Raw genomic sequence first — 23903 nt, 5'->3', positions numbered from 1 at the left:
ACTAGAATATAAATCCCAACGACTGTTCATGCACATTACGGCAACGACCAGCGAGTAGCGGCCTGAGACGTGCGTCTGTGGGCGAATCTGTCAGATATGGTTTTCCGCGTATCGGCCTACTTAGGTGGTGTCTGCGCTCGGTTCGAGAACGCATATTTATATGCCGGAACGCAGTGTCGCCCGGAATCAGGTCGCTGACGCGACCGTGGCGACCCTCAGAGCCGTTCGAGGGTCCACTTCTGGCTGCCGTAACCGTCGTAGGTGTACTGCTCGACGTTGCCGCCGTCACTCGTCGAGCCACCTTGGACGTTGAGCGCCTTCCCGCTGTGGCGGGCAATTAGCCGGTAAGAGCCGTCCGCGTTCTTGATGACGTCCCACTGTTGGTTCTCGCCACCGACGTACTCGTACTGGTGGACGTTGGCCCCGTCAGAGGTCGAGGCGTTCTCGACGTCCAGGGCCTTCCCACTGTGGACGGCCTCAAGCTTGTAGTAGCTGTTCCCGAGGTCCGTGACGACCCACTTCTGGTTGTCGCCGCTAGCGTAACTATACTGGTGGACGTTGGCCCCGTCGGAGGTCGAGGCGTTCTCGACGTCCAGGGCCTTCCCGCTGTTGACGTTCCGGAGGACGTACGTCTCCCCGGAGACGACGTCGTTAGAGTCGCTGCTGACCGCAGGCTGAATGCGCAGGGCCGCCCCGCCGCTGGCCCCCATCGAGAGGGTCACGCTGTCGCCGGCGGAGACGTCGTAGTCCGTGACGACCGTCGACGTCGGGTAGTTGTCCACGTCGGTTTCGGCGGCGTCGGCGTACTCCGTGACCGTCCAGCCGTCGGTCCGGCCGGAGAGGAAGTCCAGCGTGACAGTCACGTCTCGGGCGGTGCCGTCGGTCATCGCGCCGACGTACCACTCGTCGCCGTTACGCTTGGCGGTGACGGTGTAGTCGCCGATGGCCCCGTCGACCGCTACCGTCTCGTCCCACGTGACGGGGACGTTCTCGATGTAGTCGAACTCCGGCACGGTGTCGTAGTTCTCGTTGGCCGCGTCGCCGTCCGAGAAGTTCGTGTAGGTCGCCGGGAATGGAGCGCCGCTCCCGCTCGTGGTGACCCCAATAGTGTTGACGTTCATCCCGCCGACGTCATTCGGACCCAGCCTGAGCGCAATACGGTTGCGACCCGCGTTCAGGTCCACCGAGACGGTGTAGATGCTCCAGTCGTCCCAGTAGCTCGTGAACGAGGGCGAAATGGTCTGCTCGCTGCCGTTGACTACCAGGGTCGCCTCCGGGCCGCCGTTGTCTTGGACCGCCTGTGCGTTGTCCTCTTTGTCGGAGGCGTACCGGATGTGCAGGTCGTACGTGCCCGCGTCGGCGACGTTCTTGACTGTGAACCGCGCGGTCGCGCCGTCGGGTTCTCGGTTGGGGTCGATGGGGACGTAGTGGCCGCCGAAGCAGTTGCGCCACTTGTCCGCAGTGACCATTCCGTCGAGTTTACCGGACTGGGCCTGGACGAACTCGCCCACCTCGAAGGTGTGGTCCACGTAGGCCTCCATCCGGTCGGCGGCCATCTGGATGCCACCGAGGTAGCTCGGGTACATCGCCAACTGCTTGGCCAGCGTGGTCTGTATCTGCCCCGAGTTGTTGTCCTCGAACGTGATGTCGAAGATGCCCGGCTGGTAGCTCGTCGGCCCCGCGAGCATTCGCGTGTACGGTAGTTTGACGTGGTGGTCTCGGCCGACGTCGGCGCCGAGTTCGCCGAAGCCGTCGTACTCCTGAGCCTTCACAACCTCACGTGCGCCCACGTTCGGGTACGTCCGGATCTCGCCGGTGGGCTTGATACCCTCGTGAATCTCCAGCATCTGTCGGTTCGCGGCGGCTTCCTGTATCACCATCCGGTGGTGGTTGACCGACCGCTGGCAGTGTTGGGTGTGACTCGCCGAGGAGCCGTCACCCTCGAAGCCGAGGCCCGGGTCTTTCACGTAGCCGTTCTTGATGGAGCGGATACCGGCGCTCTCGTAGTCCGGGAAGATGTTCTCGTTGTTGATCTCGTCCTCGTGGACGACGATGTTCCCGGCCGTCTCGTTGTGCATGGTCATCTCCACCGGGTTCGAGAGGTTCGCCCCGTAGTCGGTCACTTCCGGGACATCGAAGTCCGGATAGGAGTCGTTAGTCCCCATTTTGAATCCGGTTCCGTCTCCCGGATACGTGGACCAGCCCTCGTTCCATCCCTCGGCGAGCACGCTGTCGATACCGTGCTCGTTGGCGAAGGTCATGTACCGCTTCATCCGCTCGGTCCGGGCCCCGTGGATGTACTGGGCCGGGTCGTTGCCGTTGTTCTCGATCTCGGAGTCGCTCTTGTACTCCCACTTTGCGCTGCCGGCGATCATCGTCCACCAGATGCCGACGTACTTCCGTCCCTCTTCGATCCAGCTAGTGTCCCCGTTCGGGAACGCCGACTCGTCCAGTGGCTCTGCCAACAGCGGAACGAGCTGTGACTCCACTAAGTCGCCGGGCGTGTCCCCTATCTGTACTGTCCGCCACGGCGTCATGTGCGGTGCCGATGCCTGCACCGAGGAACCGTCCGGCAGCGGTGCGAGTTCGGCCGCGAACTTCTGACTTCCCGAGTCGGACTGGGACGCCAGCGAGAGCGTCGAGTAGTCGTCGAGATTCGACTCGTGGACGCTGAGGTACGTCCCGTCGCCAGTCTCCATCGTCAGCGGCGTGTGTGCACCTTTCCGGACGTAGTTATCGTTGGGGCGGGTCGAGCCGTCGCCCGACGGAATGTTGCTCAGGCTCGACTCGGTGTACTCCTGCTCGAAGCGGGGATTGACCCACTCGTTCTCTATCCACCACGACGTGTAGTCGTTGCTGAAGTTGAACTCCGTGTTCTCCGAGTTGATAGTGAAGTCGCCGAAGTCGTCATCAAGCACCACTCGGAACCCGAGGCCGTCGTCGAACACCCTGACCTCAAGGTTCGCCGACCGGTTCGGACTGCTCGTCTCCTCGAGGCCGAGTCGGAGGTAGTTGTAGTTTTTGGAGACCGAGGCGAAGTCGCCCCACACCGGGTCCCACGACTCCGTCTTCGTCCCTGACTCGCTGCCGGTCACCGTGACGTCTGGCCCCGACCCGCTGATGGCCGTTCCGAACGCCTCCTGACCCTCGAAGTTGAACCCGACAGGCGACGGGTCGATGTACGTCGTCCCGCCGTAGGCGACGCTGTACTTCGGAACGCCTGTGGAGACGTCCAGTGTCACCTCGATACTACCGTCCGGCGACGTCACCGTTTGCGTGTCAGAATCGTCCCCGGACGTCACCTGTGCCGCCACCTCCTCGGGAACTTCGAGCGAGTACGCCGCCGCCGCCAGTAGCCCCGTCATCCCACCGAGGAAGTCTCGCCTGTCTATCGCCCTGTCCGTACCTTGGTTGTGCCAGTCTACCATGCCGCCTGTGAAAATAACAATTATAATAGTAAATCTTTCCCAAAACGTTGCAACCCGAACCTGTTACCCTTTCGTGAATTTCGACAAATACGTTCCCGAAAGTGGTGAAAATACTAAAGAGGGGTCCACTCGACGGGTAGTAGTCTCAGTGATACATTTTCGCCGCATCGTCTACTTCCGAGTGAACTCATTAAATCGCGCTACGACGGTCCTGAAAATAGGGCTCGGAGGGTGGACTAGCCCTCGCGCGACACTGGCCGCACACAATCACCTGGGGCGTCAGTCCGGGGCGACGAGGCACCGACTCAGTCCGTTCGGGGAAGGAGCCACGCCCCGACGAGGAATCCGATAATCGCACAGACCGTGAGGACGGCGAGCGGCACGAGCGCGCTCCCGTCACCCGTCGTGGCCGCACGCACGCCCCGCGAGAAGTACGTCAGCGGCGAGAGCCACGTCGGGAACCACCCCGGGAGGAGTTCCGGCGGGACGAACGTCTCCGAGAGGAACAACAGGGGGAGCGCGATGGCGTTGCTCGCCGAGATGACGCCGTCCTGTGAGTCGGCCAGACTTCCGAGCATCGCGCCAACCCCGCAGAACAGCCCCACGCCGAGGATGACGAACGGGATCAGCAACGGCGACGGCCGGATCTGCGCGCCGGTGAGACCGACCATCAGCACCAGCAGGAGTATCCCCGCCAGCCCGATGACAACGACGTTCACGAGCGTCTGGGCGAGCAGCCACTCCGGTCGGGTCAGCGGCGTCGTCGCCAGTTTCTCGAAGCGGTTGCCCGCCCGGTGGCGCGCCACCTCGCTCCCGACCCGAGAGAGCGGCGTGAACAACACGACGACGGCGAGGTAGCCGGGCACGTAGTACGCGGGCGACTCGGTGAAGAGGCCGCCCCCGCCCGGTCGCGTCTGGACCAGCACGCCGAAGATGACGACGATGATGAGCGGGAAGAAGAACGTGAAGAAGACCGCCGTCCGCCGGCGGAGGAACGCCCGCGCTGCGGCCTGCGATTCCGATCGGAGTCGACCGAGACGGCTCACTGGACACCACCCGCCGTCGCCTCCTCGCCCCGTGGGTCGCCGCTTCGACCCACGCCGGTCCCCGTCAGCTCGAGATAGACGTCTTCTAAGTCCGGCTCCTTCCACGTCAGACTGTCGTAGCCGACGCCGGCGGCGTCGAGTTCGGCGACGACCTGCCCGATGGACTCCGGCCGGACGCCGTAGACTACGAGCCGGCCGTTCCGCAGGGCGGTTCGCGCCGGGTAGTCGATGCGCTCGGGCGTCGTCTCGTCGAAGCTCCCGTCGACGAGCAGTTGGCTGTCACCGCCGTGTTCGGCCACCAGCTCCGACGGACTGTCCAGCGCGGCCAGTCGCCCGTCGGCGAGCAACCCGACGCGGTCGGCGAGTTGCTGGGCCTCCTCCATGTAATGCGTCGTGACGACGATCGTGACGCCGCGGTCGGCGAGTCCCGATAGCAGGTCCCAGAGAGCCTGCCGACCCGCCGGATCGATGCCCGTCGTCGGTTCGTCGAGCACGAGCAGGTCCGGGTCGTTGATGAGCGCCGTCGCCACGCAGGTCCGGCGCTGCTGTCCGCCCGAGAGGTTCTCGTAGTACGTCTCGGCGCTGTCGGCCAGTCCCACGTCGTCCAACACGGCCTCGACGTCTCGCGTCTCGTCGTAGAGGCCGGCGTAGTACGCGACGAGTTCGCGCGCGCTCAGGCGCTCGTGCGGGTCGAACGACTGCGGGAGGAGACCGATGCGCGAGCGGTCCACGTCTCGCGGCGACTCGCCGAACAGCTCGACGCGCCCCTCGGCGTCGGTGGTCCCTGTCAGCGCGCGAACCAGCGTCGTCTTCCCCGCCCCGTTCGGCCCGACCAGCGCCAGCACCTCGCCCGCCGTCGCGGAGAGCGACACGCCGTCGAGCGCGACGGTGTCGCCGTAGCGCCGACGGACGTCCTCGGCGACCAGTACCTCGTCCATAGTTCCCCGTCGGTCATCCCTTCCGAAAGCCGTTCCGCTCTGGCGGTACTACAGGTTGCCCCTGACTTCGCGGACGATGTCGTCCACGTCGAACTCGTCCTCGTCCTTGTCGTACACCGTCCGGCCGTCGACGCGGACGCTGAAGACGCCGTGGTCGCCCATCACCAGACTCATTCGGTCGATCTCCTGTTCCACACCGTTGAGTATCGCCCGTTCCACGTCGAGGGCGCGCTCGCGGAAGCCACACGGCACGCAGTACTCGATCTCGACTTCGGTCATGTGTAGACGTAAGTACCCGACCGTGACAAATGCTCGCCTCGGCGGACCGTCATCGATACAGCGAGAAGGATATCAGTCCCATGCCGGCGAGGACGAACCCGGTTCGAAACAGCCCGGTGTGGAGCAGGCTCGGCAGATACGTGTTCAACAGCGAGCAGTCCATCACGCCGCCGAGGCTGATACAGACGAACCCCGCCGAGATGTACAGCATCGTCACGTTCTGATGTCTGCGATACCCCCGGAACGACTGGACCGCGATGAGGAAGCCGAGCGCGATGACGAGCAAGTTGGCCGCGACGAGCAACGCGCTCATTCGTCACCCCTGCGGATGTCTTCCCAGACGCGCGTGAATCGGTCGACCGCGTCAGATTGTTGTGTAATTGTCACGTCTAGCTCACCGTCTCGAACGTCGACGTCGATGTGTTCGACCGCCGCTTCGTAGGAGGTGTAGTGGTTCCCCGATGGGTCGATCTCGTTGTTCTCGACCACGAGCCCCGCGTCGACGAGGTCGTCGACCCGGCGGTACACCGTCGGGAGCGAGAAACCGCACGCCTCTGCCAGTTCCTTCGCCGACATCGCCTCCCGACTCGCCGCCACGAATATCTCGCGGGCGTACTCGTCGTGGAGTAGCCCGAGCGCGGCGATGCCGTCGGGGTCCTCGCTCACGGACGGGCAATCAGCGCGGGCGTTGAAGTATCTCGCGGATACCGCTCTACCGTGCGGTGGGATACCACGATTTTTCCGGGTCAGAAAACGGCGACGGCCCACTATACGGGAGGCGGGCGAAAGCCGCCACGTGACTCGAAAGACACGTCGGGCGTTGTTGCGAGGCGGCGTAGCGGCGGCTATCGCCGGCCTCGCCGGGTGTAGTACCGGCGACTCACAATCGACGTCGACGCCGCAGTCGGGCGCGTCCACATCGACCGACGCGGGGACGGCGTCGCAGTCGACGGCGACCGCGGAGGCGACGGACCAGCCGACACAGACCGAGGAATCGACGCCGATCTCCTCGGAGCCCGTCTCGCCGTCGTTACACGCGGCGTCCGGAACCACCGGCTTCGACGTCGATCTCGCGGGCAATCCCATCGTCGGCTCGCCCGACGCGACTCTGGACCTCTACTACTGGAGCGATTACCTCTGTCCGTTCTGCAAGAAGTTCGAGGAGCGGACGTTCCCGAAACTCGTTCGCACCCACGTCGCAGAGGGGCGAGTCCGCGTCGTGCTCTTGCAGTTCCCGAACATCGGCGAGAACTCCATGACGGCGTCGGTCATGAGCCGGTGCGTCTGGCGACAGGTCCGCGAAGACTCGCCGGATACCTTCTGGAACTGGCACTCGACGGTGTTCGACGAGCAGGGGTTCACGCAGGGCGACTGGTCGAACCGGTCGAACCTGCTCGACCTGACCGAATCCGTCGAGGGCGTCGACGCGTCGGCCGTCGACTCCTGTATGTCTGAAAACCGCGACGGCATCGTCTCGGCGATCGAGGCGGAACGCCAGCGCGGGAAGCGGGCGGGCCTCGACGGGACTCCCTCGTTCGTCCTCTACGACCCCGACTCCGACACCGCGGCCGACCTGCAGGGCGCACAGCCGTACTCGCGATTCGACAGCAAGATCCGGTCGCTGACGGAGTGACGATGGCCGAGCGCACTACCGCCGGCTGGCGACGCCGTTTCGAACAGTTCGGCACACGGCTCGGCGCGGCGCTGACGTACCCCCTCACCTCGTGGACTCGGGTACTCGCGGCCGCCGCCCTCGCCGTCGTCACCTTCGTCCTCCTCATCCTGAGTACGTTCCCGACCTACACGATGCAGATGCTCGGGGCCGGCGTCCAGCGGTATCTGGTCCGGGCCTTCCTCGACCTACTCGATACGACGTACCGCTCCATCGGCGTCTTCGGCGTCGGCCTCATCGTCGGTTACGCCGTCCTCACCGGCGTCGCCGTCGTCAACGCCGCCGCGCAGTTGCGCGTGGCCGGCCTGTCCAGCCTCTCGGACCTGACCGGCGTCCTCCCCGGTCTCGTCGCGTCCGGTTGCGCGAGCTGCGGGGCGGGCGTCCTCGGCTTTCTCGGGTTCACGGGCGCGCTCGCGGTGCTCCCGTTCCACGGTGACCTCCTCCGCGTCGGCGGTCTCCTGCTCCTGCTATTCTTCCTCGGCCGGGCCGGCGACCCGCGCCAGTGTCGGCTGACCTGAGACGAGTGAACCGCCTCGGGGTCAAGCCCCGAGGCACTCGGCCTGCTCCGCCTGTAGAATCGGCGTCGTCTTCGGAGATTACCGCCCGATCGGTCGCCAGTACAGCAGCGCGAGCGAGACCAGATACACGACGGTCGCCGCGCCGTATGACTGCGGGACTAGCTGGCCGACGGCGGCGGCGGTCCCGCCGAGCACGCTCGATACCGTCGGCACCAGAATCCCGAGGACGCAGGAGACACAGGAGAAGAGGCCGGTCAGACTCCCGAGCGAGAGCCCCGACGTGTCCAGCACCATCACGTAGACGAGATACGAGAGCGCTCCGTAGCCGACGAGTTTGTAGGGAATGAGCGTCACGGACACGACGTTCCCGAAGTACGCCAACATCGGGTTCCACCCCGGCGGGAGCTTCAGGAGGTTGAACTGGACGTACGAGACGATGTCGGGCGACCCGGGGCGAACGATACCCCCGATGGCCGCCAGAACGAGGAAGTAGGCGACGCCGACGGCCAGCGCGCGGCGGCGCTGTTTCGTTGAGACGGGCGGCGGTGTCGTCTTCAGGACGACCAGCAGGCCGGCGTTTATCCAGACCAGCGGGTAGACGTACTGGGCGACCCCGCGCCAGGAGGTGGCGCTGGTCCCGCCGAAGAGGACGTGCATCGCCACCAGCAGTAGCTCCGTGTTGAGAAGCAACGCGCCGTACAGCAGCGTCTCGCGGTCGAACGACGGGTCGAAGCGGCGGGTGATGGTACTCATAGGACGAGCGCGTCGGCGACGATGGCGATCAACAGGAGACCGAGGTAGGCGTTCGAGGCGTGGAACGCGCGGAACGCGGCTTCCTCGGTCTGCTCGCGGTGGAGGCGGACGACGGCCCAGAGGAACACGCCGCCGAGCGTCGCCGACGTGAGCGCGTACACCCAGCCGAGCGACGTGAGCGCGGCCAGTATCCCCGAGGCGATCAGCGTCGCGCCGAGGTAGTAGACGATGTGCTTGCGCGTCTCTGTCTCGCCGCGGACCACGGGCATCATCGGGAAGCCGCCGGCCTCGTAGTCGTCCTTGTACGCGAGCGCGAGGTTGTAGAAGTGCGCGGGCGTCCAGAGGAAGATGACGCCGGCCAGCGCCAGCCCCGCCAACCCGATGGTCCCGTCGATGGCCGTCCAGCCGATGAGCGCCGGGAGCGCCCCCGCCGCGCCGCCGATGACGGTGTTCTGGACGGTGTTCGGCTTGAGGACGAGCGTGTAGACGACGCTGTAGAAGAGGATGGCCGTCAGTCCCAGCGCCGCCGCGAGGACGTTCACCTGCCAGAACAGCGCCATCGCGGCCGCCGCCAGCGCGACGCCGAAGGTCGTCGCGTTGCGCACCGGGATCTGGTGCGTGGCGATGGGGCGGTCGGCGGTGCGGTCCATCCGCTTGTCGATGTCGCGTTCGAGGACGTGGTTGAACGTGCCCGACGCGCCGATGGCGAGGACGCCGCCGCCCAGCGTCAGCAGCACCGTCCGAACGGTGAGCGACTGGCCGGCGTTCAGCGCCATCCCGGCGGCGGCGACCAGACACAGGAGCCACATCAGGCGCGGTTTCATCAGTCGGAAGTACGCGTACGCCGTGCCGAGGACGCGCTCTCGCGTCGAGAGCGCGGCTCGCGGAACCGAACCGTCCTCGCCGTCGCTTTCGTCGGGCATCGGGGCCGGCGAGAGGTCGTCGACGGGTTCCTCGTCGTCGCTGCCCGTCTCGGCTTCGAGGTGCCACGCGAGCGCGAGGACGAACACCCCGAAGATGGCCATGCCGACGGCCAGGTGCGCACCGGGGAGCCGCCCGGTCGCGCCGGAAGTGGCGACGAACGCGCCCAGTGCGACCTGAATCGGGTAGAGCGCCAATCCGGCCAGTAACGCGGCCTTGACGCGTCGGCGCGTCGCCGCTCGGAGGCCGAGGACGACGGTGACGAGCGCGAGGACGCCGACGACCGCGGCGGTCAGGCGGTGGCCGCTGGCGATCAGCAGGGACGGGTTCGAGAGCGTCACCGGCCCCCGACAGAGCGGCCACGAGGTACAGGCGGTCACCGCGTCGGTGATGGCGGCCGTCGCGCCGGCGATGACGAGGAGGTAGACGCCGACGGCGGTGGCGGCCAGCGACCCGGTGAACGTACGGCTCTCTGCCATTACCGTATCCTTCGACGGCGCACACTTAGACTCCTCGCTTTTCCCGTCGGGGGAGCCGGGTTCGGGCGACGGTGCCGGAAAGAAAGAACGCCCCGCGGGTCCGACGGCTCAGTTGCCGCCGATTTCGGCACCGGTCACCCAGTCGGAGACGAGTTGCTGGATGGTCGCGTCGTCGATGGTCTGCCCGCCGGTGTTCGGCACCTCGGCGTCGGTCTGCCACCAGTTGACGGCCTGTTGGATCTCGCCGTCCTCGACGCGCGAGTCGTCGCCGTCGCCGTAACTCGCGACGGCCTCGCGCACCGTCATCGCCTCTGTCGACTCCACCGTGACGGTGACGGCGTCGGTGTCGGCGACGTACTCGGAGGTCGACGGGTAGATACCGGACCCCTCGTTCTCGACGGTGTACTCGCCGGCCGAAGCCGTCGAGGGAACCGTGAGCGTGTACGTCACGGTGTAGTCCCCGGCGGTGAGCCAGAGCCACTCGTTCGTCGAGGACTTGTACGTTCCACCGTCGTCGTCAACCGCCTCAACGGTCCAGCCGTCGGGGACGTTGGCGTCGATTAGCGGGCCGTGGACGCCGTCGCCGTCGATGGTCGCTTCGACGGTGATGGCGTCGCCGGGTTCGACCGTGGCGGTCGAGACGGTCGTCGTCACGCCGACGGCGTCGGCGGGGGCGGCGACGGCGGCCGCCGGTGCGAGGACTGCGAGCACGAGCAGGCAGGCGACGGCGACGACGCCGCGAGAGTGCCGGCGCATGGTCAGTGGGGGACAGTCGCTTCGAGCGACTGTGAGGCGGTGCGGTCTGGCGCGCGAGACTCCGGATGCATCAGTACGCTGGCTTCGGCGGTTCCGGCCATTGTTATGGAGCGTTTGACCCCGGTAACACGCCGCCTTCGGTCCGATCGCTCGGGCGTCAGGCGTTCTATAAACAGGTACCGGCTCGAGCAAGCGGCGGCATAACAATGCGGTGGGTAGCAGTATCGACAGCTATTCTGACATGACCAGCCGAAATCCGATTTCGCGCCACGGGCTGCTCAAACGGGGGGCTGCCGCGCTCACCGCGCTGGGGACGACCGCCAGTATCGGGCGGGCACGAGCGGCGACCGAACATCCGCTGCTCAATACGGCCTTCGACACCGCGGAACGCTACGCAGACAGCGGCCAACTGCTCGACGACTTCGAGGACCTGAGCCGGTGGACGGCACAGTCGGGGCATCTCAACGCCACGACTGACCAGCCCTACCGGGGCAGTCAGTCCGCCGAACTGCTCTTGGGCCCGGACGAGGGCACCGACCTCGAGATCGTCCGCTACTTCGACGACCCGATCGACCTCTCGAACAAGGACCTCTCGATAGCGCTCCGACTGGAGAGTCCGTCTACCGAGCAGCTCGACGTTCGGGCCTACAGCGGCGACGACTACGTCGAGATGCGCCGGCGGACCATCACGACCTCCTACGGGTGGTTCCGCATCGACCTCGGCGTCACCAGCGAGTACGGCGACCCGGACCTCAGCAGCGTCGACGCCATCTCTCTGGAGTTCTACCGGGACTTCGATACGGACCTCCGGGTGTGGGTCGACGACCTGCGGACGACCGAGCGGGCCGATACGGGGCGGGTCATCGTCACGTTCGACGACGGCGGCATCACCCAGTACACGAACGCGCTACCCATCATGGAGGACCGCGGCATCCCGGGGCTCACGATGATAAACTCCGCGCGGGCCAGCAGCAGCAACTACATCGGCGAGGACGAGATGCGCGAGATGCGCGACGCCGGCTGGGAGATCGGTAGCCACACCGTCGACCACGAGCACCTCCCCGATCTCTCGAACGCGGACGCTCGCGCACAGATCGAGGAGAACAAGAAGTGGCTCCTCGACCGCGGGTTCGAGCGCGGTGCGTCGATGTTCTCCTACCCATGGAGCGGGAACTCGCCCCGGATACGGGACATCGTCAGCGACTACCACTACCTCGCGGTGACGGACGGTAGCTTGCCCCACGGACGGCAACTCACCGGCCCGCTGACCGTCGGCCGGGTGTTCGGCGAGGAGTTGGAGCGAGTCTACGACGTGCTCGACTTGGCCGAGAAGTACAACCAGACGGCCGTGCTCGCGTACCACCAGGTCGGCGCGGAGGGCTGGATCTCCGAGGACGACTTCCGAGCGACGATGGACCGAATCGCCGACAGTAGTATCGAGGCGATCCGGCCCTCGAAGCAGCTGACCGAACTCCAGTCGCCGCCGGTCGAGGAGATCGTCCCGCTCTCCATCCGCGAAGCAGTGGCGGGCGACGGCAACTTCGAGGGCGTCGAGGCCCAGCGAGCGGTCCACTGGTACCGAGAGAACGAGTACGTCCCGCGGACGAACGGGAAGAAGATCGACGACGCGACGATGAACGAGCTCGCCGCGGCGTGGTCGAACGACTGATAAGTCAGCGAGTGTCGTCGGCCATCACGCTATCGGCCAGCCGTCCGACGCCCATACAGACCTTCTGGAGTTGCTCTAAGACGTAGAACACGCACAGCGTATAGAGCGGAAACGTCGTCTCGGCCCGTCCCTGCACTTCTCTCGCCGAGCTACGCAGCTTTCGGGGCGAGATCGTCGGGAGGTAGTTGGCGGGCGTAAATAGCGGATGTCTGTCGAACCGCTCCGGATAGAAGCGCCGTCGCTGGCCGAGTCCGCGGCCGACTCTGACGTACTTTTTCAGGAGCGCCACCGCCGACCGCGGTGGGTGGTACATCGTGACCGACGGGTCGAACGCCTGCTCGAACCCGGCGTCGTGGACCCGACGACCGAACTCGACGTCGCCCGAGGAGCGGAACCGCTCGTCGAAGGGCCCGACGGCCTCGACGACCTCGCGTCGAACCGCCAGACAACAGGTCGGCGCGAACTGTTCCTCCTCTATGTAGCGTTCGACCGGGAACTCCGAGACGTGGTTGAACGCGACGACCGGGCCGTCCTCGGGTCGCCCCTCGATCTGTACGTCGAAGCCGACGTACGCCGCCGACTGCATCGCCGCGGCCACGTCGTCGACCCACGTCGGTTCGACCTGCACGTCGGCGTCGACGAACGCCAGTACCTCGCCGCCCGCTCGCTCGATGCCGGCGTTGCGGGCGGCGTAGGAGCCCTGAATCTCGTCCTCAACGAGCAGTTCTACGAGGTCGGGATGCTCCCGGCAGTACGACGCGACGACCGCCGGCGTCCGGTCGGTCGACCCGTTGTCGACCACCAGCACCTCGTAGGGCGTCGAGACGGTCTGCTCGGTGAGTGCTCGCAGCGTCCGGTCGACCCCCTCGGGGTCGTCGTACACCGGGACGATCACCGAGACGGTCGGTACGGCTCCGTCGGGGGCCATCTCTGCCTGCGATGCCGTCCGACGCCGGTATAGCTATGCACCGTCTTCCGCGCTCTCCGATCCGTCCCGCTCCGATTGCGGAACGCCGTTCCGGTCGTAGGAGTCCCATAACTTTGCGCGTCCCCACTCACAGCGCCGCTGTGGGGCTCGTATCACGACTCGTCGGCGCAGTTCGACTCGTTCGACTGGTCCCGCGCCTTCTCACGCCCGGCGACTCGGTCATGGAGCGAACCGCGACCGGCGGCGTCTGGCTGTCGCTGCTGACGGTCGCCGATCGAGTCCTCCGGCTCGGGATGTTCGTCGTCCTCGCGCGAGTGCTCGCACCCGCGGATTTCGGCCTCCTGGGTCTGGGACTGCTCGTCCTCGCCGTGCTCCGTCGCGTCTCCAGACTCGGTCTCGACGAGGCGCTGATACAGCGCGAGGAGGCGGACGTGGACGCCTACCTCGATACGACGTGGACCCTCACCATCGGCCGCGGCGTCGTCATCGCCGTCGTCACCGTCGCCGCCGCACCGACCGTCGCCGGGGTGTTCGCCGAACCGCAGTTACGGTCGATACTTCCGATACTCGCCCTCTCGCCGCTCCTCGCGGGCCTCCGAAATCCCGGCGTCGTCTACTTCCGAAAGGAGTTGGCCTTCCACCGCCAGTTCGTCTACACGCTCTCGGGCACCGTCGCGCAGGTGGCCGTCGCCGTCGCCGTCGCCCTCGTCTCTCAGAACGTCTGGGCGCTGGTGCTGGGGGTGGTCGCGGGCGCGGCCGTCCGCACCGCGGTGTCACACGCCATCCACGGCTACCGACCCGGACTGGCGTTCGACGCATCGGCGGCGCGGGAACTGCTGGGATTCGGGAAGTGGATATTCGGCTCCGGACTGGTGCTGCTGGCGCTCAATCAGGGCGACGACGCGCTGGTCGGCTGGCTGCTCGGCGCGTCGGCGCTCGGGCTCTACCAGATGGCGTTCCGGCTCTCGAACGCGCCCGCGACCGAGGTGAGCCACGTCGTCTCGAAGGCGACGTTCCCGGCGTTCTCGAAGGTTCAGGACGACGTCGAGCGGCTCCGTCAGGGCTTCTTCAGGACGGTTCGAATCGTCGTCGCCCTCGCGTTCCCGATGGCCGTCGGCATCGCCGTCGTCGCCCCGGTGTTCGTCCGGGCCGTCCTCGGTCCCGACTGGCTTCCCATCGTCGCCGCGATGCGGTTGCTGGCGCTCTGGGGGGCGCTCCGGGCGCTGGTCGCCGTCGTCGGCCCGCTCTTTCAGGCGACCGGGCGACCCCAGTACAGCACGGTCCTCCAGCTGTCGCGGCTCGCCATCGTCGCGGCGCTCGTCTACCCGGCGGCTCTCAGATGGGGGTTCAGCGGCGTCGCCGCCGTCCTCGTCGCCAGCGCCGTCGCCCAGAACCCGGTCGCGCTCGCCGTTGCCCTCCGCGTCGTCGACGGGAGCCCGCGGCGGTTCCTCCGGGCGGTCGCCCTCCCGACCGTCGCGGCGCTCTCGATGGGGGTCGTCGTCCTCGCGACGGCGGCTGCGCTCCCCCCGGTTTCGCCGTTGGCTGCGCTGTGCTGTCTCGTCGCGGTCGGCGTCGTCGCCTATCCCCTCTTCCTCGTCCTGGGCGCGCGGGCGTTCGAGACGGAACTCGAGAGCGACGTCGCCGTCGTCCGCGACGCGCTGACCTGACTCGCGACGGCACCACTGCGCTATCCGTCGAGCGCTCGCGCGAGCGTGCGCCGACACGCTCGGGCCGGAACCCACGTGTACTTCCCGCCGAGCGACGCCAGGAGATACGCGTAGGTGCGAAGCCTCGTCGGTCGGTGGCGGAGCGACCGACACAGGTAGGTGACCGCCTCGCGGCGGCGTCCGTTCCGGGCGGCGGCGACCGCGAGTTCGCGAAGCAGCGAAGCGAGAAACGCCCGTTCGTAGCTCTCGCCTCCTTCTGCGACGGTCTCTCGGTGTTTCTCGATCAGCAACGGAAACGCCACGTCGCGTTTTTGCGCGTAGTCGTCCGAGATCTGGCCGTGGCCGGTGAACCGTCGAACCGTCAGCGGATCGGGGACGGAAACGCACTCGAACGCCGCGGCGAGGCGGACGTACCACTCCTTGTCCTGCCAGCAGGGGAACCGCTCGTCGAGCGCGCCGACCTCGTCGAACACGTTTGCCCGGACCACGACCGTCGAAAACGGTCCGTACTCGGCTCCAGATGCGACATTTCCGAGGAAATCGCCAGCGGTCGGCGGGCGCGTGACGGCGGTGGTCGTCCCGGACGCGTCGACACACCGTTGGCCGGTGAACGCGACGGCCGCGTCGTCGGCCGTCCGCAAGGCCGCCACCTGCCGAGTGAGTTTCGTCGGCTCCCAGCGGTCGTCGTCGTCCAGAAACGCGACGTACTCGCCGGTCGCGGCCTCGATGCCGGTGTTTCGCGCGGCGTTCGCGCCCCGGTTCTCGTCGTGGCGACAGACCGCGTATCGCGTGAGATCCGACAATGACTCGTCGCCGAACGTCGCGTCGGCGAGCGCCCGCTCGACGTCGGCGGTCGAGCCGTCGTCGACGACCACCAGTTCTATCGGTCGATACCGCTGCGCGAGGACGCTCTCGACGGCGTCTACGAGGAACGTCGGCCGCTCGTAGGTCGGCACGACGACGCTGACCAGCGGGGAGTCACCGGCACCCATTAGCCGACTCTCGGCGGACGAACCACTTTGTTAGCCGATTTATACGGCTGGTACCGCGAAAGACGCGCGTCGAAAAAACGGTGGGTTGTGGCGGTTACGGCGCTACTCGGGCACGTCGACCGTCACCGTGTGGGTGCCGTGGTCGTACGTGTCGGTCACCGAGTCTTCGAGTTCCTGCTGGTCCGCGCGCTCGCGGCTCCAGCCGGGGCCTTCCTTCTCGTAGCTCACCAGCGTGAGCTTCATCCCGCAGTCCTTCTCGACTTCGAACGTCATCGTCGCCTCGCCGTCCTCCACGTGATAGTCCTTCACTTCGACGGCGTGTTTCGTCTCCTCCGACAGCGTCGAGGGCTGTCCGTGCCGCGTGATCGCGTCGTCGGAGCTACCGTGGACGTACTTGATGAGGCGCTTCTGGTCGCTGTAGAACTTCTCGCTGTCGGCGTCGCCGAACTTCTCTATCGGCTCGCCCTTGACGAGGTCGATCTGGTAGTAGGCGTCTGCTCGGTCTTCGCCTTCTTCACTGTCCCCGTCGTCGTGCTCGTGTTCGTCACCGTCTTCGCCTTCTTCACTGTCTCCGTCTTCTTCACCTTCTTCGCCTTCTTCACTGTCCCCGTCGTCGTGATCGTGTTCGTCTTCTTCGCCTTCTTCGCTGTCTCCGTCTTCGCCTTCTTCGCTGTCTCCGTCTTCGCCTTCTTCGCCTTCTTCACCTTCTTCACCTTCTTCACCTTCTTCGCTGTCTCCGTCTTCGCCTTCTTCACTGTCTCCGTCTTCGCCTTCTTCGCCTTCTTCACCTTCTTCACCTTCTTCGCCTTCTTCGCCTTCTTCACCTTCTTCGCCTTCTTCACCTTCTTCGCCTTCTTCACCTTCTTCACCTTCTTCGCCTTCTTCACCTTCTTCGTCCTGCTGGTCGGAGACGGTAAGCGACGCGTCCGTGGTGTCGGACACGCTGTACTCCTGACCCTGGATGGTTCCGAGGGCGCTGACCGAGACCGAGACGGACGCCGTTCCGCTCCCGTCACCTTCGACGGTGACGGTCCCGATCGTCACGGTCCCGCTCGGTGAGGAACTCATCCCGGCCATCGAGACCGTGGCCTCGGAGCCGTCACTTGCGACGTTGGTCTCCTCGAACGACGGGCCGCCGGCCGTGGAGATGTCCGCGATGGTCGCCACGTTCGTGTCGTCGACGCTGACCGTGTACGTCGCCGCGCCGACGCCGTCGCTCGCGCCCTCGACCACGATGTCGTAGGTCGTCGTATCGCCGGCCTCGACCGACGCGCTGCCGGGGTCGAGCATTACGGTGACGCCGTCGGGTGTCTGTTGCTGAGCCACCCTGTCGCCGCCCGGACCGATTGCGGTCGCGGCCGCGCCGACACCCGCGAAGGCGACGGCGACGGCCAATACGATAACTAGCAGACTACTCGCGCTCGCTCTGTTCTGTGGTTTCCGTATCTTCATATTGTGGTTCTCTCGTCGGACGGCAACGGGTACTGCCGACTGTGTACTCGACGCTGCCGTCGAAGTCGGACCGCACCATCGGGTCCCATCATCGGGCCGTCCCCGTCCGCGGGCGCTCCCCACCCCTCACCGCACCGAAGCTCTCGACGTCGTCCGACCGCTCGTCGGGAGGGAGTGAACGCGGGATCGGTCCGCTGGGCCGGCGCTGGTCCGACATGCGTGCGATAAAGCGGCGATAAGTGGCTTGGTAATGGTCGAGTTATCGCGCTTTTCGGTTCCTTGGAAAGCTATCAGTATCCGGTTACTCACCGTTCGGAGCCGTCTAGTCCGATCGGCGACCGCACTCGAGACCGACCCGACGAGCGACGGAAGGACGAGAGAGAACCGACAGTGTGGAACGCTGTCGTCCTCCGGCGACGACGGGTGGATTCCGCCCCCGCGAAACCGAAGACAGCAGTTATTTATTCGTGACTTCCTAAGCCGCGAGCATGACCCGGAGACGTGTCGGTCTTGCCGCTCTGTTCGGCGCGGCGTTACTCGCGCTCGCCGTCGAACCGGTCGCCGCACAGCCGTCCGCCTCGACGACGGTAGAGCAGATCTGGGACCTGAACATGAATCTGCTCTACGTCGCGATCCCGATCACCGTCCTCGTCGAGGGGATCCTCATCTACACCGTCTGGCGCTTCCGCAAGCAGGACGAGCCGCTGCCGACGATGGAGAACCGCCGGCTCGAGATCACGTGGACGGTCGCAACCGCGATCATCCTCCTGTTCGTCGGCGTCGCCTCCTATCAGGTGCTGGCTAACCCTTACGTCACGGCCGAAGCGGAAGGCGCGAACATCCAGCAGGAGAACCCCGAACACATCGAGATACAGGCCTACCGCTACGGCTGGTCGTTCTACCACAACGGTTCGAGTTTCAACGAGACGGCGCAGGCGACGTCCTCCGGAACGCTCCGGCTCCCGGTCGATAGGAACGTGAACATACGAGTCACGTCACGCGACTGGCTGCACGCGTTCCACGTCCCGAGCCTGGGACTGAAAGCCGACGCCTTCCCCGGACAGTACAACCGCCTCACGACGAAACCGACGGAGACCGGAACGTATCAGCTCTACTGCGCGGAGTACTGTGGCTCCGGCCACTCGCAGATGCTCGGCGAGGTCGTCGTGATGCCACAGGACGAGTACGACCAGTGGGTCCAGCAGCAGGCCAACCAGAGCAGCCAATCCGGCAACCAGACGAGTCAGTCGGGTAATCAGACCAGTCAGTCCGGCAACCAGACGACGGGAACGCCACAGGGCACGCAGACGGCACAGGGTACTCAGACGGGAACGCCGCAGGGGACCCAGAGCGGAGAGGCCACGCAGACCGCACAGCCGACGCAGTCCGGAGAAGCAACGCAGACGCCCCAGACCACGGACACCGCGCAAGCGACCCAGACCGCGAACTGACGGCCTTCGTTTTTCCTCGCAATTTAGGACCCGACCCCGCTAGCGGTCGGTATGGAGTACTTCGAAGACCTCGCTGTCGGTGATTCTGCGACCTTCGGCGAGTACGAGGTGACCCGCGAAGAGATAACGACGTTCGCGGGCCAGTACGACCCGCAGCCGTTTCACACCGACGAGGACGCCGCCGAGGGGTCGATGTTCGGCGACTTGGTCGCGAGCGGATGGCACACGGCGGCGATGACGATGCGTTTGCTCGTCGACCATCGGTTGTCGGGAACCGGGGCGATGGGTGCGCTGGGGGTCGACTCACTCCGGTGGCCGACACCGGTCCGGCCGGGCGACGCGCTCTCGGTGCGGACCGAGGTCGTCGAGAAAGAGGTGTGGGACGAGGCGCGCGGTCGCGTCGCGACGGAGGTCACGACGACCACCGACGCCGACGAGACCGTCCTCTCGATGATCGGACAGGTCCTCTGGCAGCGGCGTTAGTCGCCGGTCGCCGAGTAGACCGTCTCCTCGGCAGCGGCGACGACGCGACGACCGTCTTCGGTGACGCGGTACACCGGTTCTGCCGTGACTCGTTCGAGGAGCCCCGCCGTCGCGAGTCGCTCACAGCGCTCTCTGGCCTCCTCCAGCGAGACGGGACAGCGACTGGCGGCGACGGTGGGGTACTCGGGCGCGGTCTCGGCGAGCGTTTCGAGGAGTTTCGAGTCGGCCGACGGCAACGATTGTGCGTGTGACTGTGCCATGGTACCGTATACCACGATTGATGGGTGGACGTATCTTAAACGTATCGGCTGATAAAACGGTGGCTAAGCGGTCACCCGCAGATGTTCGCGGTCGCGTACACGTCGCCGTCGTCGGTCACGACCACCCCGACGCCGAGTCGCTCCGCGTTGTCGAGGAACAACCGTTCGCGGTAGGTACCGGAGTTCAGCCACCCGTCAACTATCGCCCGTGCGACGGCGCTGTCGTTCGCGTTGAACCGCGTCTCGCCGTTCGCTTCGTAGGTCTGTCCGGCGACGGTCGCGCCGACCGCCTCGAAGCGATTCCTCCGAGGGGTCTCGACGTAGGAGTGTTCGGCCGACTTGAACTCGCAGTACTGCGTCAGGTCGTGGTTCTCGTATCGCTCCGCGCTGGTGACGCCATCGATGGTGTGGGCCGCGTTTCGGGCTTCGGCCATCGCTTCGCTGTGGCTCTGTGCCATCGCTTCGACGCGCTTTGCCGTTCTACCGCCGGTTTCGAATCTGTCGAGACCTTTCTCGGCCCGTGCGTCGCTGAGGTACGTGGCGACGTACTGAGAGATCGCAGTCTCGTCGAACCGCGACGGCGGTATCGACGTTCGCCGTTCGGTTCGAACGGGAGTCGCCGTCTTCGTCGCCGTCGCTGGCGCGGGCGTCGCCGTCGCCGTCTCGATACTATCCTGTGGCCCCGTCGGCGTCTCGGTCGGCGTGCTCGCCAGTCCGCCGTCGAGTTGCGTCCCGATCATCACACCGACGCTGACGGCCGAGAGGAGGACTACCGCCGCTAAACTGATGAGGACCTTGTTGACCATCTGCTAACCCGTTACTCGTTCTGATATGTAAGTGTACCTTCACCGGTGGCATCGGAAAGGCACTTTAGCCAGGGATGGCCACTGCCTATATGGTCGAGAACGTAATCTGGCCGGCGGCCTTCGACGCGGAGCGCTCGCGCAGCGAGGGCCGACGGGTCCCCCGCGACGTCGCCATCGCGGATCCGACTGTGGACGAGATCGCCAAGGCCGTCCAACAGGTCGGCTACGACGCCGTCATCGAGCGCGACAAGGCGTATCCCCGGGAGTACGAGACCCGCGGGCGCGTGCTCGTGAAGAACGCCGACGACGCCACGAAGACGGACCTCCTCGGCGCCGTCGCCGTCTACCTGCAGGCGCTGCGCGAATGAAGCGCGTCGGCTCCGTCGTCAGGGTCGCTCAGGGCCTCGCGGTGGTCCGCTCGCCCGACGAGGGGTACGCGGACGTGGGCACCGAGACGCTCGACGAGGAACTGACGACGGTCGGCTCGGTCGTCGACGTCTTCGGCCCGGTGGACCGGCCGTACGTGGCCGTCTCGCCGGCCGAGGGCGTTCACCTCCCCGGGCTGCTGGGGACCACGCTGTACGCTCGGTAGCGGCGAACCGCGCGGAGACGACTCCGTTCGCACGCCTCCGTAACCCTCAAATCGCGGCCTCGCACACGTTATCACATGGATAGGCGCTGGCGTGCTGTCGCGGGGTGTGGTCTCATCGCGGGTATCTTCCTGTTCGTGCAACTCGGCGCGCTCGCGCTGGTCGAACCGTTCCAGACCGCCGGGTACCAAGCGGTCGAAGACCCGTCGAACCCGGCCAACAGCATCTTCTACATACTGGGAATCCTCGTCGCGACGGGCGTGATGTTGCTGGCGTTTCGCTACGACGCCGACCAGTTGATACGCGGCCTCGTCGTCTTCTCGGGAGCGTGGCTCTCGCTGTACGTGTTCCGGGTCCTCATTCCACCGGTCGTCACCTACGGCGGCATCAACGTCCTCGCAGTGGGTCTCGCCGCGGGCCTCGGCATCGCCCTGCTGGTTCACCCCGAATGGTACGTCATCGACACCGCCGGCGCGGTGATGGGCGCGGCCGGCGCGGGGCTGTTCGGCATCAGCTTCGGCGTCCTCCCGTCGCTCGTGTTGCTCACCGTCCTGGCCGTCTACGACGCCATCAGCGTCTACGGCACCGAACACATGCTGACGCTGGCCTCGGGCGTGATGGACCTGAAAGTCCCCGTCGTGCTCGTGATCCCGCTCTCGGCGTCGTACTCCTTCCTCGACGCGGAGACGCCCGATCCGACCGGCGAGCGCGACGCCGACGCCGCGGCGGACGGCGGCGACTCGTCTCCGGCCGAGACCACTGCTGACGGCGTCGAGGGAGCTGAAACAGCCGAAAAGGGCGACGCATCGGACGACGGCGCGCTCGAACGGGACGCGCTGTTCATCGGGCTCGGCGACGCCGTCATCCCGACGGTACTGGTCGCCAGCGCCGCCTTCTTCGCACCCGAGGGGGTTACGACGGTCCTCGGCGTGGCGCTCCCGGCGCTTACCGCGATGGTCGGCACCTTCGTCGGTCTCGGGATTCTCCTCTGGATGGTGCTTAAAGGTCGTGCACACGCCGGTCTCCCGCTCCTCAACGGCGGGACCATCGCCGGCTACGTCGTCGGCGCGCTCGCGGCCGGGATCACCCTCGTCGACGCCCTCGGACTCGGTCCGTACGTCTAACGGCCGTCCATCGCCTCGCTGGCGGGCGAGAACTCTATCTCCTCGCCGACGCCCGCCTCGCGGGCGCGGTCGTACAGCATCTTCCCGGCCGCGACGGTCTCGATCGCCGTTCCGCCCGAGTCGAACACCGTGACCTCTTCGGGCGACGTTCGACCCGACTCCTTGCCGGCGACGACCTCGCCGAGCTCGGCGTGGACGTCGTCCTCGTCGACGACGCCCTCCTCCATCGCGTGGATGAACGACCCGGCGTCCCGCGTGACGCGAGCGCGCAGGTCGGGCACGTACGTCGCTCGTTCGATTGTGGTCGTGTCGAGCTCGCGTTTCTCCGAGTGGTACTGCCCCATCGCCGTGACGTGTGCGCCCGGTTCGAGCACGTCGCCGTCGAAGACCGGCTCGCCGGCGTTCGTCGCCGTGATGATCACGTCCGCGCCCTCGACGGCCGCCGCCGACGAGGCGACGGCGGCGACGGTCGCGTCCAGGTTCTCGTTCATCTCCGCCGCGAACGACTGGCGGTGGTCCTGCGTCGGGGAGTACACCTCGATGCGGTCGAAGTCCCTGACCGTCGCGGCCGCTCGCACCTGTCCGCGAGCCTGCGTTCCGCTCCCGATGACCGCGAGGTCGGTGGCGTCCCGTCGCGCGAGCGCGTCGACGCCGACCGCTCCCGCGGCACCGGTCTTCAGCGGGTTCATGCTCGCGCCGTCTATGAGCGCGAGCGGGTCGCCCGACTCCGCGTCGAAGATCGGCAACGAGAAGTGGGCGTCGCGGCCGCCGAATCCCGCGGCGTACGTGTACCCGCCCATCGCGCCCGTCTCGGGGAGGATAGCGAGATACCCGGTGAGCATCCCTGCAGGGTCATCGTTGAACAGCGTCGTTCGTGGCTCCGCCGGCGCGCCCTCGCCCCGTTCCCGGTACCCCTCGCGGACCGGGTCCACGTAGTCGGCGGGGTCGGCGAGGTCGGCTATCTCGTCGCTCGTGAGGAACAGCGCAGTCGCGTCGGTGGGCATACGCCACGTTTCGAGCGGCCGCTTGTTAACGTACGGGACAGCGAAACCAGCAGAAGTCGGTACTGACGGGCGACGGGGTCAGTCGGCGCTCTGGATCGAGTCGGACTGCATCGCGTCCGCCTGCGCGGCCGGCTCCGGGACCGGGTCCACGGGTGCGCGGACGAACATCGCGTGGCCGATGAGGCCGACCGCGACGACAGAGGCCATCGGAATGGCGGTCGTCAGCGCGAACCCGGCGATCGAGAGCACACCGGTGATTCCAGCCATCGCGAGCGGGATGAGACCGAGGACAATGTCGTAGTAACCCGTCATAAGTGTGATCTATACTTTGCGCTATGGGTACATAAGTGTTTCCCGTAATCACTGGATAGTATTTCATATAGGCATTCGATATTCCGTACGACAGTATTGGGGATGATTTCTATAACTTATGAGAAGGTACTGCTCGCGAATATCACCGTAGCGGCCCGATACCGACTATTCTTCGAGGAGTGGCAGGGGCGATCCGGCAGTGTTACAGAGCCGAGCAAACGTAACCGAACTTCGTCAGTCCCGTCGGGTCCGTCCGCGAGTGGACCGTCCAACGTCACGACAGCTGAGCGAAACTGCGACTTCGCGGTCCGTTTCAACTTCTGAGAACCGAATGCGCGAGACTACCGCTCGATCTCCGTCTGTTTTCTCGGGTGA

Annotated in this window: 24 protein-coding genes and 1 pseudogene; 9 read left to right on the top strand and 16 right to left on the bottom strand. The window is 66.1% G+C overall.

The window, feature by feature from the left end:
• Window positions 1-215: 215 nt before the first annotated feature.
• The 6 genes from EGH23_RS02885 to EGH23_RS26790 form a co-directional block, all read right to left on the bottom strand.
• Window positions 216-3428, bottom strand: a complete 3213-nt coding sequence (locus tag EGH23_RS02885) for a glycoside hydrolase family 97 N-terminal domain-containing protein (RefSeq protein ID WP_220578521.1) — start codon at window positions 3426-3428, stop codon at window positions 216-218.
• 305 nt (window positions 3429-3733) lie between these two features.
• Window positions 3734-4474 (bottom strand): ABC transporter permease, encoded by a 741-nt coding sequence (locus EGH23_RS02880; protein ID WP_220578520.1) that lies wholly within the window; start codon window positions 4472-4474, stop codon window positions 3734-3736.
• Entirely contained in the window at window positions 4471-5412 is a 942-nt protein-coding gene (locus EGH23_RS02875) for an ABC transporter ATP-binding protein (protein ID WP_220578519.1), read from the bottom strand. Before EGH23_RS02875 ends, EGH23_RS02880 begins: the two co-directional genes overlap by 4 nt.
• 48 nt (window positions 5413-5460) lie before the next feature.
• The gene (locus tag EGH23_RS02870; RefSeq protein ID WP_220578518.1) at window positions 5461-5691 is read right to left on the bottom strand and encodes a SelT/SelW/SelH family protein; all 231 of its coding nucleotides are present in this window, start codon (window positions 5689-5691) and stop codon (window positions 5461-5463) included.
• Between the two features lie 49 nt (window positions 5692-5740).
• A complete protein-coding gene (locus EGH23_RS02865; RefSeq protein ID WP_220578517.1) occupies window positions 5741-6004 on the bottom strand; it encodes a DUF7521 family protein in 264 nt (87 codons plus the stop codon).
• Window positions 6001-6357 carry an ArsR/SmtB family transcription factor gene (locus tag EGH23_RS26790; protein WP_220579236.1) on the bottom strand — a complete coding sequence of 119 codons (357 nt, stop codon included), beginning with the start codon at window positions 6355-6357 and terminating at the stop codon, window positions 6001-6003. Before EGH23_RS26790 ends, EGH23_RS02865 begins: the two co-directional genes overlap by 4 nt.
• Window positions 6358-6487: 130 nt before the next feature.
• Here EGH23_RS26790 and EGH23_RS02855 point away from each other — a divergent pair, with 130 nt between their 5' ends.
• Window positions 6488-7324: a DsbA family protein gene (locus EGH23_RS02855; RefSeq protein ID WP_328765778.1), complete on the top strand. Its 837-nt coding sequence runs from the start codon at window positions 6488-6490 to the stop codon at window positions 7322-7324.
• A gap of 2 nt (window positions 7325-7326) precedes the next feature.
• On the top strand, window positions 7327-7881 hold the full coding sequence (locus EGH23_RS02850; protein ID WP_220578516.1) for a hypothetical protein: 555 nt from the start codon (window positions 7327-7329) through the stop codon (window positions 7879-7881).
• A gap of 78 nt (window positions 7882-7959) precedes the next feature.
• Here EGH23_RS02850 and EGH23_RS02845 read toward each other — a convergent pair whose 3' ends face one another.
• The 3 genes from EGH23_RS02845 to EGH23_RS02835 form a co-directional block, all read right to left on the bottom strand.
• The gene (locus EGH23_RS02845) at window positions 7960-8634 is read right to left on the bottom strand and encodes a DUF7546 family protein (protein WP_220578515.1); all 675 of its coding nucleotides are present in this window, start codon (window positions 8632-8634) and stop codon (window positions 7960-7962) included.
• Window positions 8631-10034: a heme o synthase gene (locus tag EGH23_RS02840; RefSeq protein ID WP_220578514.1), complete on the bottom strand. Its 1404-nt coding sequence runs from the start codon at window positions 10032-10034 to the stop codon at window positions 8631-8633. Before EGH23_RS02840 ends, EGH23_RS02845 begins: the two co-directional genes overlap by 4 nt.
• A gap of 108 nt (window positions 10035-10142) precedes the next feature.
• Window positions 10143-10790, bottom strand: a complete 648-nt coding sequence (locus EGH23_RS02835; RefSeq protein WP_220578513.1) for a hypothetical protein — start codon at window positions 10788-10790, stop codon at window positions 10143-10145.
• Window positions 10791-11031: 241 nt separating this feature from the next.
• Between EGH23_RS02835 and EGH23_RS02830 the strand changes: the two genes are divergently transcribed.
• A complete protein-coding gene (locus EGH23_RS02830; RefSeq protein ID WP_220578512.1) occupies window positions 11032-12459 on the top strand; it encodes a polysaccharide deacetylase family protein in 1428 nt (475 codons plus the stop codon).
• A gap of 4 nt (window positions 12460-12463) precedes the next feature.
• On the opposite strand, the gene EGH23_RS02825 is transcribed toward EGH23_RS02830, so the two are convergent.
• A complete protein-coding gene (locus EGH23_RS02825; protein ID WP_220578511.1) occupies window positions 12464-13387 on the bottom strand; it encodes a glycosyltransferase family 2 protein in 924 nt (307 codons plus the stop codon).
• A 140-nt stretch (window positions 13388-13527) separates the two neighbouring features.
• Here EGH23_RS02825 and EGH23_RS02820 point away from each other — a divergent pair, with 140 nt between their 5' ends.
• The gene (locus EGH23_RS02820; RefSeq protein ID WP_220578510.1) at window positions 13528-15054 is read left to right on the top strand and encodes a lipopolysaccharide biosynthesis protein; all 1527 of its coding nucleotides are present in this window, start codon (window positions 13528-13530) and stop codon (window positions 15052-15054) included.
• Window positions 15055-15074: 20 nt separating this feature from the next.
• On the opposite strand, the gene EGH23_RS02815 is transcribed toward EGH23_RS02820, so the two are convergent.
• Together EGH23_RS02815 and EGH23_RS02810 are read right to left on the bottom strand one after the other, a co-directional pair.
• A complete protein-coding gene (locus EGH23_RS02815) occupies window positions 15075-16046 on the bottom strand; it encodes a glycosyltransferase (RefSeq protein WP_220578509.1) in 972 nt (323 codons plus the stop codon).
• Between the two features lie 102 nt (window positions 16047-16148).
• Window positions 16149-17498: a cohesin domain-containing protein gene (locus EGH23_RS02810; protein ID WP_220578508.1), complete on the bottom strand. Its 1350-nt coding sequence runs from the start codon at window positions 17496-17498 to the stop codon at window positions 16149-16151.
• A 488-nt stretch (window positions 17499-17986) separates the two neighbouring features.
• On the opposite strand from EGH23_RS02810, the pseudogene coxB reads away from it, so the two are divergent.
• Window positions 17987-18736 (top strand): annotated as a pseudogene (gene coxB / locus EGH23_RS02805) (cytochrome c oxidase subunit II); the annotation flags it as partial.
• A gap of 264 nt (window positions 18737-19000) precedes the next feature.
• Entirely contained in the window at window positions 19001-19432 is a 432-nt protein-coding gene (locus tag EGH23_RS02800; RefSeq protein ID WP_220578506.1) for a MaoC family dehydratase, read from the top strand.
• Here EGH23_RS02800 and EGH23_RS02795 read toward each other — a convergent pair.
• The gene (locus tag EGH23_RS02795) at window positions 19429-19692 is read right to left on the bottom strand and encodes a DUF2250 domain-containing protein (protein WP_220578505.1); all 264 of its coding nucleotides are present in this window, start codon (window positions 19690-19692) and stop codon (window positions 19429-19431) included. The two genes, EGH23_RS02800 and EGH23_RS02795, sit on opposite strands and share 4 nt — an antisense overlap.
• Before the next feature lie 71 nt (window positions 19693-19763).
• The gene (locus tag EGH23_RS02790) at window positions 19764-20498 is read right to left on the bottom strand and encodes a CAP domain-containing protein (RefSeq protein WP_220578504.1); all 735 of its coding nucleotides are present in this window, start codon (window positions 20496-20498) and stop codon (window positions 19764-19766) included.
• 89 nt (window positions 20499-20587) lie between these two features.
• Between EGH23_RS02790 and srp19 the strand changes: the two genes are divergently transcribed.
• The 3 genes from srp19 (at window position 20588) to EGH23_RS02775 (ending at window position 22212) form a co-directional block, all read left to right on the top strand.
• Complete coding sequence (gene srp19 / locus EGH23_RS02785) at window positions 20588-20866, top strand: signal recognition particle subunit SRP19 (protein ID WP_162316466.1); 279 nt, start codon at window positions 20588-20590, stop codon at window positions 20864-20866.
• Window positions 20863-21090: an H/ACA ribonucleoprotein complex subunit GAR1 gene (locus tag EGH23_RS02780; protein WP_162316467.1), complete on the top strand. Its 228-nt coding sequence runs from the start codon at window positions 20863-20865 to the stop codon at window positions 21088-21090. Before srp19 ends, EGH23_RS02780 begins: the two co-directional genes overlap by 4 nt.
• Window positions 21091-21165: 75 nt before the next feature.
• Window positions 21166-22212: a presenilin family intramembrane aspartyl protease PSH gene (locus EGH23_RS02775; protein ID WP_220578503.1), complete on the top strand. Its 1047-nt coding sequence runs from the start codon at window positions 21166-21168 to the stop codon at window positions 22210-22212.
• Here the strand turns inward: EGH23_RS02775 and EGH23_RS02770 are convergent.
• Complete coding sequence (locus EGH23_RS02770; RefSeq protein WP_220578502.1) at window positions 22209-23216, bottom strand: ornithine cyclodeaminase family protein; 1008 nt, start codon at window positions 23214-23216, stop codon at window positions 22209-22211. The two genes, EGH23_RS02775 and EGH23_RS02770, sit on opposite strands and share 4 nt — an antisense overlap.
• A gap of 78 nt (window positions 23217-23294) precedes the next feature.
• Window positions 23295-23528 (bottom strand): DUF8015 family protein, encoded by a 234-nt coding sequence (locus tag EGH23_RS02765; protein WP_220578501.1) that lies wholly within the window; start codon window positions 23526-23528, stop codon window positions 23295-23297.
• Window positions 23529-23903: the final 375 nt, after the last annotated feature.

The organism is Haloarcula nitratireducens (genome assembly GCF_019599505.1).
Note: the sequence above shows the minus strand (reverse complement) of the source record. Positions and strands in the feature narration are given on the sequence as shown.

Excerpts from the sequence above, each read along its gene's own strand:
- EGH23_RS02885 (WP_220578521.1), bottom strand. The coding sequence starts at position 3,428 with ATGGTAGACTGGCACAACCAAGGTACGGACAGGGCGATAGACAGGCGA.
- EGH23_RS02875 (WP_220578519.1), bottom strand. The coding sequence starts at position 5,412 with ATGGACGAGGTACTGGTCGCCGAGGACGTCCGTCGGCGCTACGGCGAC.
- EGH23_RS02870 (WP_220578518.1), bottom strand. The coding sequence starts at position 5,691 with ATGACCGAAGTCGAGATCGAGTACTGCGTGCCGTGTGGCTTCCGCGAG.
- EGH23_RS02865 (WP_220578517.1), bottom strand. The coding sequence starts at position 6,004 with ATGAGCGCGTTGCTCGTCGCGGCCAACTTGCTCGTCATCGCGCTCGGC.
- EGH23_RS02850 (WP_220578516.1), top strand. The coding sequence starts at position 7,327 with ATGGCCGAGCGCACTACCGCCGGCTGGCGACGCCGTTTCGAACAGTTC.
- EGH23_RS02845 (WP_220578515.1), bottom strand. The coding sequence starts at position 8,634 with ATGAGTACCATCACCCGCCGCTTCGACCCGTCGTTCGACCGCGAGACG.
- EGH23_RS02840 (WP_220578514.1), bottom strand. The coding sequence starts at position 10,034 with ATGGCAGAGAGCCGTACGTTCACCGGGTCGCTGGCCGCCACCGCCGTC.
- EGH23_RS02835 (WP_220578513.1), bottom strand. The coding sequence starts at position 10,790 with ATGCGCCGGCACTCTCGCGGCGTCGTCGCCGTCGCCTGCCTGCTCGTG.
- EGH23_RS02830 (WP_220578512.1), top strand. The coding sequence starts at position 11,032 with ATGACCAGCCGAAATCCGATTTCGCGCCACGGGCTGCTCAAACGGGGG.
- EGH23_RS02825 (WP_220578511.1), bottom strand. The coding sequence starts at position 13,387 with ATGGCCCCCGACGGAGCCGTACCGACCGTCTCGGTGATCGTCCCGGTG.
- EGH23_RS02815 (WP_220578509.1), bottom strand. The coding sequence starts at position 16,046 with ATGGGTGCCGGTGACTCCCCGCTGGTCAGCGTCGTCGTGCCGACCTAC.
- EGH23_RS02810 (WP_220578508.1), bottom strand. The coding sequence starts at position 17,498 with ATGAAGATACGGAAACCACAGAACAGAGCGAGCGCGAGTAGTCTGCTA.
- EGH23_RS02800 (WP_220578506.1), top strand. The coding sequence starts at position 19,001 with ATGGAGTACTTCGAAGACCTCGCTGTCGGTGATTCTGCGACCTTCGGC.
- EGH23_RS02795 (WP_220578505.1), bottom strand. The coding sequence starts at position 19,692 with ATGGCACAGTCACACGCACAATCGTTGCCGTCGGCCGACTCGAAACTC.
- EGH23_RS02790 (WP_220578504.1), bottom strand. The coding sequence starts at position 20,498 with ATGGTCAACAAGGTCCTCATCAGTTTAGCGGCGGTAGTCCTCCTCTCG.
- srp19 (WP_162316466.1), top strand. The coding sequence starts at position 20,588 with ATGGTCGAGAACGTAATCTGGCCGGCGGCCTTCGACGCGGAGCGCTCG.
- EGH23_RS02780 (WP_162316467.1), top strand. The coding sequence starts at position 20,863 with ATGAAGCGCGTCGGCTCCGTCGTCAGGGTCGCTCAGGGCCTCGCGGTG.
- EGH23_RS02775 (WP_220578503.1), top strand. The coding sequence starts at position 21,166 with ATGGATAGGCGCTGGCGTGCTGTCGCGGGGTGTGGTCTCATCGCGGGT.
- EGH23_RS02770 (WP_220578502.1), bottom strand. The coding sequence starts at position 23,216 with ATGCCCACCGACGCGACTGCGCTGTTCCTCACGAGCGACGAGATAGCC.
- EGH23_RS02765 (WP_220578501.1), bottom strand. The coding sequence starts at position 23,528 with ATGACGGGTTACTACGACATTGTCCTCGGTCTCATCCCGCTCGCGATG.